Annotated in this window: 13 protein-coding genes; 4 read left to right on the forward strand and 9 right to left on the reverse strand. The window is 64.2% G+C overall.

Annotated elements, in window-relative coordinates:
• Window positions 1-2: 2 nt before the first annotated feature.
• Complete coding sequence (locus GR328_RS10040; RefSeq protein WP_160884371.1) at window positions 3-746, forward strand: class I SAM-dependent methyltransferase; 744 nt, start codon at window positions 3-5, stop codon at window positions 744-746.
• Here GR328_RS10040 and GR328_RS10045 read toward each other — a convergent pair.
• Complete coding sequence (locus GR328_RS10045) at window positions 720-1,622, reverse strand: alpha/beta fold hydrolase (RefSeq protein ID WP_160884372.1); 903 nt, start codon at window positions 1,620-1,622, stop codon at window positions 720-722. The two genes, GR328_RS10040 and GR328_RS10045, sit on opposite strands and share 27 nt — an antisense overlap.
• Window positions 1,623-1,727: 105 nt before the next feature.
• Window positions 1,728-2,387 carry a D-Ala-D-Ala carboxypeptidase family metallohydrolase gene (locus GR328_RS10050; protein ID WP_160884373.1) on the reverse strand — a complete coding sequence of 220 codons (660 nt, stop codon included), beginning with the start codon at window positions 2,385-2,387 and terminating at the stop codon, window positions 1,728-1,730.
• Window positions 2,388-2,721: 334 nt separating this feature from the next.
• On the opposite strand from GR328_RS10050, the gene GR328_RS10055 reads away from it, so the two are divergent.
• The gene (locus GR328_RS10055; protein ID WP_160884374.1) at window positions 2,722-3,156 is read left to right on the forward strand and encodes a DUF4112 domain-containing protein; all 435 of its coding nucleotides are present in this window, start codon (window positions 2,722-2,724) and stop codon (window positions 3,154-3,156) included.
• Between the two features lie 45 nt (window positions 3,157-3,201).
• On the opposite strand, the gene GR328_RS10060 is transcribed toward GR328_RS10055, so the two are convergent.
• The 6 genes from GR328_RS10060 to GR328_RS10085 form a co-directional block, all read right to left on the reverse strand.
• Window positions 3,202-3,996, reverse strand: a complete 795-nt coding sequence (locus tag GR328_RS10060) for an ABC transporter ATP-binding protein (protein WP_160884375.1) — start codon at window positions 3,994-3,996, stop codon at window positions 3,202-3,204.
• Complete coding sequence (locus GR328_RS10065; RefSeq protein ID WP_160884376.1) at window positions 3,989-4,714, reverse strand: ABC transporter permease; 726 nt, start codon at window positions 4,712-4,714, stop codon at window positions 3,989-3,991. Before GR328_RS10065 ends, GR328_RS10060 begins: the two co-directional genes overlap by 8 nt.
• On the reverse strand, window positions 4,714-5,370 hold the full coding sequence (locus tag GR328_RS10070) for an ABC transporter permease (RefSeq protein WP_281351936.1): 657 nt from the start codon (window positions 5,368-5,370) through the stop codon (window positions 4,714-4,716). Before GR328_RS10070 ends, GR328_RS10065 begins: the two co-directional genes overlap by 1 nt.
• Before the next feature lie 197 nt (window positions 5,371-5,567).
• A complete protein-coding gene (locus tag GR328_RS10075; protein WP_160884378.1) occupies window positions 5,568-6,413 on the reverse strand; it encodes a lysine/arginine/ornithine ABC transporter substrate-binding protein in 846 nt (281 codons plus the stop codon).
• A gap of 216 nt (window positions 6,414-6,629) precedes the next feature.
• A complete protein-coding gene (locus tag GR328_RS10080; RefSeq protein WP_160884379.1) occupies window positions 6,630-7,475 on the reverse strand; it encodes a lysine/arginine/ornithine ABC transporter substrate-binding protein in 846 nt (281 codons plus the stop codon).
• Window positions 7,476-7,600: 125 nt separating this feature from the next.
• Window positions 7,601-8,299, reverse strand: coding sequence for a fumarylacetoacetate hydrolase family protein (locus tag GR328_RS10085; protein WP_160884380.1), 699 nt, complete (start codon window positions 8,297-8,299; stop codon window positions 7,601-7,603).
• Window positions 8,300-8,409: 110 nt separating this feature from the next.
• Between GR328_RS10085 and GR328_RS10090 the strand changes: the two genes are divergently transcribed.
• Together GR328_RS10090 and GR328_RS10095 are read left to right on the forward strand one after the other, a co-directional pair.
• Window positions 8,410-9,870, forward strand: a complete 1,461-nt coding sequence (locus GR328_RS10090; protein ID WP_160884381.1) for an FAD-binding oxidoreductase — start codon at window positions 8,410-8,412, stop codon at window positions 9,868-9,870.
• 4 nt (window positions 9,871-9,874) lie between these two features.
• Window positions 9,875-10,801, forward strand: coding sequence for a sugar kinase (locus GR328_RS10095; protein WP_160884382.1), 927 nt, complete (start codon window positions 9,875-9,877; stop codon window positions 10,799-10,801).
• A gap of 49 nt (window positions 10,802-10,850) precedes the next feature.
• Here GR328_RS10095 and GR328_RS10100 read toward each other — a convergent pair.
• A partial coding sequence (locus GR328_RS10100; RefSeq protein ID WP_160884383.1) for a DUF4142 domain-containing protein occupies window positions 10,851-11,300 on the reverse strand: 450 nt, incomplete at its 5' end.

Genomic DNA, 11,300 nt, shown 5'->3' on the forward strand with positions numbered 1-11,300 from the left:
ACATGACGTTCAAGGATCACTTCTCGGCGAAGTCGAGCGACTACGCGACTTATCGCCCGACATATCCCCGTGCGCTCGTCGATTATCTCGCCGGGCTTTGCGGGCATGCGGACTTGGCGCTCGATGTCGGCTGCGGAACGGGGCAGCTCTCGGTGCTGCTGGCTGAGCGCTTCGGCCGGGTGATCGCCACCGATGCGAGTGCGGAGCAGATCGGAAAGGCCCAAGCCCATGAGCACGTGGAATACCGTGTTGCGCCAGCTGAGCAGAGCGGCCTTGCCGCGGGTTCGGTCGATCTGATCACGGCGGCGCAGGCGGCGCATTGGTTCGATCTGGATGCGTTCTATGAGGAGGCGCGTCGGGTCGGAAAACCGGGCGCGGTGCTGTCGCTCATTACCTACGGCGTGATCCAGGCCGATCCTGAGATCAACCCGGTCATTCAGCACTTTTACAAGAATATCGTCGGCGCTTATTGGCCTCCGGAACGCCGCCACGTGGAGGAGGGTTATCGCTCCTTCGCTTTTCCGTTCGAGGAATGGGATGCGCCGCCGCTGGCCATCGAGGTGCAATGGCAGGCCACCGATCTCATGGGCTATGTCGATACGTGGTCGGCCGTTCGCGGGCTTGAGAAGGCGCAGGGACGTGAGCCTCTCGGGCAGTTCCGGCGCGAATTGCTGGCGCAGTGGGGGGAGCCGCAGCGCCGGCGTGTGATCCGTTTTCCCTTATCGTTGCGTGTCGGACGCATGTGATCGATCCGCGTCGAACGCTTTCACGAGGAAAGGCTGGAGAGCGGAGAGCGTCTCCTCCGGCGCCTCTTCGGCGATATAGTGACCGCAATCGATCCCTTGGCCCTCGACGTGATCCGCCCAGTCGCGCCAAACGGCCGGAACATCGTACCAGCGTTCGAGGCCGTTCCGCAGCCCCCAGAGCGCCAGGACGGGGCAGGTGATGCGCCGTCCGGCCTTCAGGTCGGCTTCGTCGAGGCGCATGTCGATGGTCGCACCCGCACGGTAATCCTCGCACATGGCGTTGATCGTGCGCGGATCGGAGTAGCAGCGCCGGTATTCTGAAAGCGCTTCTGCGTCGAACAGATCGCGCCCGCGCCGCAGGTAGAACGTGTCGGGATCCGCCGAGATCAGGGTTTCGGGAATGGGGTGCGGCTGCGCGAGGAAGAACCAGTGCCAGTAGCCCATGGCGAATGCCATGTCGGTGCGCCGGAAGTGCTCGTAGGTCGGCAGGATGTCGAGAACGGACAGGGCCATGATCCGCGTCGGGTGATCGAGCGCCATCCGATAGGCGCACCGCCCGCCGCGGTCGTGACCGACCACGGCAAAACGCTCGAAACCGAGGGATCGCATAACCTCGACCATGTCCCGCGCCATGGCGCGTTTCGAATAGGGTTCGTGATCCGACGTCGTCGGCGGCTTGGAGCTGTCGCCATAGCCGCGCAGATCCGCGCAGACCACCGTGTAATCCTCTGCGAGGCGGGGAGCGACGCGGTGCCACATGGCATGTGTTTGCGGGTGCCCGTGCAACAGCAGAACGGGTGGGCCATTGCCTGCATGGCGGAGATTGATGACGGCCTCGGAGGTTTCGATCCGGCGATGCGTGAAGTTCTCGAGCATGAGCCCAATGTCCTACATTCGCGCCGGAGCCTCCAGCCCTACCAAAGCAGACGAGAGTGGGTGCAACCCATGAGATGCCCCTCTCGCCTGCTTTGGAGCCTGCGCTCACCAGGAGCGGCGCTCGCCGTTGTCGATATGGATGATCCCATTGCGATATCTCTTGAGCCCGCCGACCTCCGGTCGCGCGCTCAGGTAAGCCATGATGCCACGGGTGCGCCCTTTCACCCTGAAATCGATGGCGCGGCATGACAGGTGGAGAGAGCGGCGTGCGCCGCCCGCCCGCCGGTTTCGGTTCTTGCCCCGGTGGGTGGATTCGATGCTGACGGGGCCGAATTTGACGGCGAGATCGGCAAGCACGGCCAGAAGGTTGCCCGGCAGGCACCGGGTGGGGGCGGTGGCGCGCAGCTTGATCGTGCCCCGCGAGACCAAAGAGGCAAAGCCAGGGGGAGCGTGCTTTCCGAGCGTGCCGGCCTCCGGCAAGCTGCCGGTACTCGCTGGATCGCTGTTCCGGTCATGCGACGGCAGGCTCGCATACTCGACCTTGGGAACGGCCTTGGAACGAGCTTTCGACCTGGGAGGCGCTTTGGATCGCCGGACGCCCGCGGATGCGGCGGGGGCATTCGAGAGAGGGAGTGGAATGACGATTCCGCTGGGCTCCGGATGGAGGTTTTGTGCATCTGCCGGATGCGGCAGAAAGGCTGCTAGGCAAGCGCCGGTCACGAAGACGAGCCAAGGTGCGCGACGAGTTTTCACTTCGGTGCTCATCGGGTTCTCCCCGTTCTGAGCCCCCACTTCAGGGAACGCCGATGGATGGTCCTCCCAACGGCAGTCATCGTTATTGGCCAGTATACTGGCGGGTGCGGCGGCCGCTTGAGGGAAGGTACCTATGCAGCAGCTTGGGAGAGGCAAGGGCAAGCAGGGGAATTTAGTCTGCCCAAAAGGATTATTGGCTGATGAAACGCTTATTTTGAAAGACTTTTAGCCTCGATAAAATTTTGCGCACCAATGTTGCGTATTGCATTTCTGGGGGGTCTTGCAGGGCCGATTTGCGATACTCATATCATGTTGCGAGCCGTAACATCGGCAATCGGAGACTGGAATGCCTGCTGTCCGTAGCGACATTTTCGAAGCCATCAAAGCTGCCGGCCCGAGCCGGGAGGATTCCCTCGCGCGCATCGCATTGCTGGCAAAGCTGATGGACAGCGCCGTCGTCATTCCCGGTCTGAACCGCCGGATCGGCCTTGATGCCGTTCTGGGCCTCGTGCCGGGCGTGGGCGACGCCATCTCGGCCGCCTTGGCGAGCTATATCATCTGGGAGGCGCGCCAGCTCGGCCTCCCGCGCTGGAAGATCGCCCGCATGATCGGCAATGTAGCGGTGGACACGGCGATCGGCTCCATCCCCTTAGCCGGCGACGTCTTCGACGTGTTCTTCAAGGCCAACGAGCGCAACCTGCGGATCATCCACGACCACCTCGGCACTCCCAAGCGGGGGCCCCAGGTGATCGACGCCACGGCAGTGCGGATCGACCGATAACCGTTCCATCGAAAGAGCGCGGCCTCGAAGCCGCGCTTTTTTGTTTTACCGATGGCTCGAGATGAACTGCTGGAAGCGTTCCGATTTCGGTGCGGCGAAAACTTCGGCGGGAGGCCCTTCCTCTTCCACGATCCCCTTGTGAAGGAACACCACCCGATTGGACACGTCGCGGGCAAAGCCCATTTCGTGGGTCACGACGAGCATGGTGCGGCCTTCCTCCGCGAGCGAGCGCATCACGCGCAGCACCTCGCCGACGAGTTCCGGGTCGAGCGCCGAGGTCGGCTCGTCGAAGAGCATCACCTTGGGATGCATGGCAAGCGCGCGGGCGATGGCCGCGCGCTGCTGCTGGCCGCCGGACAGGTGCGAGGGATACTGGTTGCGCTTGTCGGCGATGCCGACCTTCGCGAGCAGTTCCTCGGCTTCCGCGACGCACTCCGCCTTCGGGCGCTTCTGCACATGGACCGGCGCCTCGATGACGTTCTCCAGGATCGTCATGTGAGACCAGAGGTTGAAGCTCTGGAACACCATGGCGACGCGCGAGCGGATACGGTCTACCTGGCGCTGGTCCGCGGGTAGCATGCCCTTGCGCCCGTGCTTCAGCTTGATCGTCTCCCCATTGATGGTGACGTCGCCGCTGTCGGGCACTTCCAGCATGTTGATGCAGCGAAGCATCGTCGATTTGCCCGAACCCGACGCGCCGAGGATCGAAATCACGTCACCCTCGTGGGCCTTGAGGGAGATGCCTTTGAGAACTTCGAGCGCGCCGAAGCTCTTGCGCAGATTGCTGATCGAGACGGCGGGAGCGGGCTGGGACGACAAGGATGCAACTCCGTTAGACATGCGCGGCCTCCAGGCGCGGCTCCACTGCCGGGGGGCGGCGCAGATGCGGCGACAGCCACCACTCGATGGCCATGATGATGCGGGTGATGGCGAAATTCAGCACGAGGTAGATCAGCCCCGCCACGACGAACACCTCCACGGCGCGGAAGGTCTGTGAAATCATCTTGGCCGCAAGGCCCGTGACTTCCATCATGGTGATGACGGAGGCAAGCGACGTGGCCTTCACCATCAGGATGATCTCGCTGCCATAGGCCGGCAGGGCCTGCCGGACGGCGATCGGGAAGATGATGCGGCGGAAGAGGAGGAAGCCCGACATGCCGCAGGCGCGCGCGGCTTCCACCTGATTGTAGGGAACGGATTGCAGGCCGCCGCGAATGATCTCGCTGCCATAGGCTGCCGTGTTCAGGGTCAGCGCCAGGACCGCGCACCAATAGGGCTCACGGAAGAAACCCCAGAGGCCCAGTTCCTGCAGGGCGGGACGGAACTGCCCGAGACCGTAATAGATCAGGAAGATCTGCACGAGCAGCGGCGTGCCGCGGAAAACGAACACATAGGCCCGAGCCGGCCAGTCGAAAGCCTTGATGTTCGACATGCGCATGAGCGCGAGCAGCATGGCGAGCACGGCGCCGAAGGCAATCGACGTGAAGGCGAGGTTGAGCGTGAGCGGAACGCCGGCGATCAGGCGCAGGAACGCTTCCTGCATGAAGGCGAAGTCCATCAGGAGGCCCTCCGCATGCCGCGCATCGAATGGGTCTCGGCACGCTGGAAAAGATAGGTCGAGACCCAGGTAATCAGGAGATAGAGGATCGCCGCCGTGATGTAGAAATCGAACGGACGGCGTGTCGAGCCCGCGGCGACCTGAGATTGGCGCAGAAGCTCCACGAGCCCGGTGACCGAGATCAGCGCGGATTCCTTGAGCACCAGCTGCCACGTGTTGCCGAGACCCGGAATTGCATAGCGCAGGACCTGCGGCGCGATGATACGCCGGAACATGAGCCAGCGGTGCATCCCGACCGCGCGCGCGGCTTCCAGTTCGCCGCGACTGACGACCTGATAGGCGCCACGGAAGACCTCGGCCTGATAGGCGCCGGAGACGATGCCGATCGCCAGGGCGCCGGTGACGAAGGCGGGCACGCCGATGAAACCCTCAGCCCCGAACAGGCTGCCGATGGCCCCGAGCGCCGCGCTGCCGCCGAAATAGAAGAGATAGATCACAAGCAGGTCCGGGATGCCCCGCAGCACGGTGGTATATCCATCCGCCAGCCACCGGACCGGCGCATGGCCGCCGATCTTGCCCCAGGCCACGAAGGTTCCCACCACGGAGCCCGCGAGGAAACCGCAGGTGGCGACCGCAATCGTCATGCCCGTCGCCATCAGAAGAGCCCATCCCCATCCGTTGGGGCCGAACCCGACGAGTTCGAAATAGCTCAGTTGTTGCACGCTTCAACTTTCTGACTGGGCCCATCCTCCAAGGCGGAAGAGGGGCCGTTATCCTCTCATGCCCGGCTTGAGCCGGTAAGGACCTCCCAGGTCTTGACGGAACTGGGAGGCCGTGTTTGGCCGCTCTCTTGTCAGGTTTGCGGCGTCATGTCGATCTTGAACCACTTCTGCGTCAGATTCTGAATGGTCCCATCGTCGATGGCCGATTGAATGGCTTTGTCGAACATGGTCTTGAGCTCCGCGTCGTCCTTGCGCAGGCCCACGGCCACACCGCGCCCGAGCACGTCCCCGCTCACGGCGCCGCCCGCGATCTCCATGTCCTTGAATTCCGGCTTCTCGGTCGAGGCCTTCAGGGAGGAGTGAGCGGCGAAGATGGCGTCGATGCGCCCGGCCGCCAGATCGAGATCGTGCTGCTCCGTGGTCTTGTACTCGCGGATCGCGATCGTGTCCTTCAGATACTTCTCGAGGAACTGGCCGTTGACGGTGGAACTCTGCGTGCCCACGGTCTTGCCCTTCAGGAGCGGCTTCCACTCCTCGATCATCTTCTTGGCGGCCTCCGGATCCTTGTCGAGGCTCAGGCGCTGGCCCGAGCCCGCGAGCTTTTCGAGCGGCGAGCCTTTCAATACGCCCCAGCCATGGGGGCCGGATGCGTAGGGACGTGAGAAGTTGATGGTCTCCAGGCGCTTTTCCGTAATGTTCATGCCGGCCATGATGGCGTCGTACTTCTTGGCCTGGAGCGCCGGGATGATGCCGTCCCAGTCCTGGGCCACGATCTCGCACTTCACCTTCATGCGGGCGCACAGGTCGTTGGCGAGGTCGATCTCGAAGCCTTCCAGCTTGCCGCCCGCGCCCGTGAAGTTCCACGGAGCGTAGGCGCCCTCCGTCGCGATCTTGACGGTCTTCTCCTGGGCCGGTGCCCCGCCGATCGCAAGGGCAGTACCCAGCAGGGCGAGGCCCAGTGCCTTGAAAACTCTCATTCTTCTTCCCCTGGTCAGGTTCGACTGATCCCTTGGCCCGATCAACGGTCTCGGTCCGCCGTTCGGACCTCAAAGGTAACAGCCAAAAGCCAAGCCGGCGCAAGATCTAATCATGTCAGATCAACCGGTTAGGCTGGCGTTTTCGGTCGCAGTCGATCCTTCATATACGAAAAGGCGCAGCCGAAGCCGCGCCTTGCAAGGATAAGAGGTTCGATCTTAGCCCTTTGGCGAGATGTCGACCTTGAACCACTTCTCGGACAGCTTCTTCACCGTGCCGTCCTGAACAGCGGCCTGAATGGCCTCGTTGAAGGCCTTCTGCAGCTCCTGATCGTCCTTGCGCAGGCCGACGCCGACGCCTTCGCCGAGCAGGCCGCCGCTGATGGAGGGGCCGACGAGCACGTAGTCCTTGAACTCCGGCTTCTCGAGAGTGCCGATGATGCTCGTGGCATCGGCCAGGATCGCATCGATGCGGCCGGCGGCGAGGTCGAGATCGTGAGCCTCGGTGGTCTTGTACTCGCGGATCTCGGCGGTGCCCTTGTAGTACTTGTCCGCAAAATTCGCGTGGATGGTCGAGCCCTGAACGCCGATGGTCTTGCCCTTCAGGAGAGGCTTGACGGCCTCGATGGCCTTCTCGGCGGCTTCCTTCTGGCTGCCGAGGTTATAGGCCTGGCCGGTGCCGGGCATCTTGGCGAGCGGAGAATCCTTGGGCACCAGGAAGCCGTTCGGGCCGGCGGCGTAGGGGCGCGAGAAGTCGATGGTCTTCTTGCGCTCGTCGGTGATGCTCATGCCGGCCATGATGGCGTCGTACTTCTTGGCCTGGAGCGCCGGGATGATGCCGTCCCAGTCCTGGGCCACGATCTCGCACTTCACCTTCATGCGGGCGCACAGGTCGTTGGCGAGGTCGATCTCGAAGCCTTCCAGCTTGCCGCCCGCGCCCGTGAAGTTCCACGGAGCGTAGGCGCCCTCCGTCGCGATCTTGACGGTCTTCTCCTGGGCCGGTGCCCCGCCGATCGCAAGGGCAGTACCCAGCAGGGCGAGGCCGACAGATTTAACGAATTTCATAGTCGTTCCCTTAACTTATGGCTCCGGTACACTTCGTGGAGCTTGTCTTGCTCGCGGCCTTCCGGCCGCGCCGTGATGCAGTAACGGTCAATCTCCGAAAAAAGGCAAGGGGCCGTCGCAGGCCCTTACACAACCCGCAAGTGGATCTCGCCGAGGCCCTCGATGGCCGCGGCCATCACCTGTCCCTGCGTCACGGCCCCCACGCCGTCCGGCGTTCCGGAAAAGATCACGTCGCCGGGCGCGATCTCGAAATAGGAGGAGAGATAGGCGATCTGCTCGGCCACGGACCAGATCATGTCCGAAAGATCGCTCTTCTGCTTCACGGTGCCGTCGACGGACAACGAGATGGCGCCCTTGGCCGGATGGCCGAGCGTCGCGGCCGCATGGATCGGGCCGACCGGGCCGGACAGATCCGCAGCCTTGCCGAGTTCCCAGGGGCGGCGCAACTGCTTGGCCTCGTCCTGAAGATCGCGGCGGGTCATATCGAGGCCGACGGCATAGCCGAACACATGGTCGAGAGCCTCGGCGACGGGAATGTCCCGGCCGCCCTTGGCGATGGCGACCACGAGTTCCACCTCGAAATGGTAGTTCTGCGTCTTGGGCGGATAGGGGTGGTCGACCGTCCGGCCTTCCGGCACGGCCTGGAGGGCATCGGCCGGTTTCATGAAGAAGAACGGCGGTTCGCGGGTCGGGTCGCCGCCCATTTCCCGGGCATGGGCTGCATAGTTGCGGCCGACGCAATAGACGCGCCGTACGGGGAACAGGTCGCCGGAGCCTGCAACCGGGAGGGCCGTGACCGGCGGGGTGGGGATGACATAAGCCATGATGTTCGCAAGAGCCTTCTGATGAACGGGCTGGATCGTGTTTCTCCTTCCTACACCTTGCGGTTCTCACGACAAGACGTCATGAACGGGGCTCCACACGAGGTATGACGATGACAGCATCCGGCAGCACTGGCACAGCTCTCGTTGACGCCCTGAAGGCGAGGCTTGGAGAAGCCTATGTCTTGACGGCGGCGAGCGACCTCGAAGGGCATGTCACGGAATCACGCGGGCTCTATCGCGGCGAGGCTCTGGCGGCGGTGCGGCCCAGGGATCGTGACGAAGTTGCCTTCGTCCTGCGGGAATGCGCAAAGGCCGGCGTGCCCGTCGTGCCTCATGGCGGCAACACGGGTCTTGTCGGCGGCGGCGTTCCCTTCGGCGGCGTGGTGCTGTCGCTCACGCGTCTCGATCGCATCCGCGAAGTCGACCCGGTGAATGCCACGATCACCGTCGAGGCGGGGTGCATCCTCAAGGCGGTGCAGGATGCGGCGAGCGACGCCGGCTATCTCTTTCCCTTGTCGCTGGCCTCGGAAGGTTCGTGCCGCATCGGCGGCAATCTCGCCACCAATGCGGGAGGCACCGCCGTGCTGCGCTACGGCAATATGCGCGACCTCACCCTCGGGCTCGAAGTGGTGCTGGCCGACGGGCGCGTCTGGGATGGATTGAGGGGCCTGCGCAAGGACAATACGGGTTATGACCTGAAGGATCTCTTCATCGGATCGGAGGGCACGCTCGGCATCATCACGGCCGCGGTTCTGAAACTCTTTCCAAAGCCTCATGCTCGCGTCACGGCCTTCATCGGCTGTGCTTCGCCGCACGATGCGCTCAAGGTGTTCCAGCGTCTGCGCGAGGCGGCGGGCGATCAACTCACCGCGTTCGAGTACATTCCGGAATTCGGCCTGGAGATCGTGCTCAAGCACTGGGCCGGCGCGGTCCGTCCGCTCGCCGAGAAGCACAATTCCTATGCCCTGATCGAACTCTCCTCTCCGCAGAAGGATGCCGATCTGCGGAGCCAGCTTGAGGCCGTGCTCGGCGAGGCTTTCGAGGAGGGATTGGTGCAGGATGCGGTGCTCGGCTCCAGCGAGGCGCAGAGCCAGGCGCTCTGGAACCTGCGCGAGAGCCTCTCCGAGGTACAGGGCAGGGAAGGCGGTTCCATCAAGCACGACGTGGCCGTGCCGGTCTCGCGCGTCGCCGAATTCATCGATGTCGCAACGAAGGCTTGCGAGGCGGAAATGCCGGGCGTGCGCGTCTGCGCGTTCGGCCATTTCGGCGACGGCAATATCCACTTCAATCTCTCCCAGCCGGTAGGGATGGACAAGCGCGAGTATCTCGCCCAGTGGGGGCGCTTCAACCGCGTCGTGCACGACATTGTCCATGGCATGAACGGGTCGATCTCCGCCGAGCATGGCATCGGCCTCATCAAGCGTGACGAGCTGGCGCTCTACAAGGATGCGGTGGCTCTGGATCTCATGCGCAGCCTCAAACGCACCCTGGATCCGCAGAACATCCTCAATCCCGGCAAAGTCGTGTCGATCGGAGAGAACGTTCCGATGGCATTCCCCAAGGCAGGATGAAGCCATGAAGAGCATCGATCTTCTCACGTTGGGCGAGCCTCTGATGGAGTTCGCGGAGGTGCAGCGCGACGGCGAGCGTCTCTACCTTCCGGGCTACGGCGGCGATGTCTCCAATACGGCGGTCGCGGCCGCGCGCCAGGGAGCGGGAACTGCGATCTTCACCGCCCTGGGGCGCGATGCCTTCGGGCAGGATTTTCTCGATCTGTGGCATCGCGAAGGAATCGATTGCTCCTCCGTCATTCTGCGCAAGGACGGCAGGACGGGGGCGTATTTCATCAGTTATGGTGCGGACGGGCACATGTTCTCCTATGCCCGTGCGGGATCGGCGGCGAGTCTGATCACGGTGGAGGAGCTGCCGCTGGCCCAGATCGCCTCCGCCCGCATCCTGCATGCGTCGGGCATCTCGCAGGCGATCTCGGAAAGCTGCGCCGACGCGGTCTTCGCCGCGTTCAACCATGCGAAGGCGAACGGCACGGTCGTCAGCTATGATACCAACCTGCGCCTCAAGCTCTGGCCGCTGGAGCGCGCCCGCGCGATCATCCATGCGGCGTCGGCCATGGCCGACATTCTCCTGCCCGGGCTCGACGATGCGCGCCAGCTCACAGGGCTCGAGAGGCCGGAGGAGATCTGCGCCTTCTATCTCGGCCTCGGCTGTGGCGTGGTGGCGCTGACCATGGGCCGGAACGGCACCATGGTGGCGACGAAGGAGCGGGTCGAGGTGATCGCGGCGAGGCTCGTCGAGGCTGTCGACGCCACGGGCGCGGGCGACACGTTCGACGGGGCGTTCCTGGCCGAATGGCTCCTGCATCGCGACCCGTTCCGCGCCGCGGCTTATGCCAATGCCGCCGCCGCCCTGTCGACTTTGGGTAAGGGGGCCGTTGCGCCGATGCCTCGTCGCGCCGACGTCGAGCGCTTCCTTCGAGGCACATGAAAACGGCGGGTTCATAGAACCCGCCGCAATCGCCGAAACAACCGACAGTTTAACGCCGACGGCTCGCCGCGGCACCCGGCAGGCGGCGCGCTTCCGCGAGATGGTGCTCGATATGCGGCACCACGGAAGCCGCGAACTGGCGTAAGGAGGGATCGCCGCCGGCCTGAGCATAGCTCGCGTGCAGGTTCAGGGCCTCCTGGTGGGCCATGCGCTGATACTGGCCGTAGAGGCGATCGAACTGCCGGCCCGACGCGGAGGCGAGCTGGTTCAGCATGGCCGTCTTTTCAGGGCTGAGCGGAACGCCGAGGCGGATCGGAGTGATCGAGCCGGTGGTCTGCACGTCGGCACCCGCGCCGGCCGCGGCACCCGTCGCCGCGCCCACGCCCGCGCCCACAGCCGCACCGACCGGGCCGCCCACGAGAGCGCCGACCCCCGCACCTGCCAGGGTGCCGGCCGCCGTGCCGCCGGCTGCATTCGGCGAAGTCGCGGCCGCGCCTGC

The sequence above is a fragment of the Microvirga makkahensis genome, from assembly GCF_009830105.1.
GTDB classification, from domain to species: domain Bacteria; phylum Pseudomonadota; class Alphaproteobacteria; order Rhizobiales; family Beijerinckiaceae; genus Microvirga; species Microvirga makkahensis.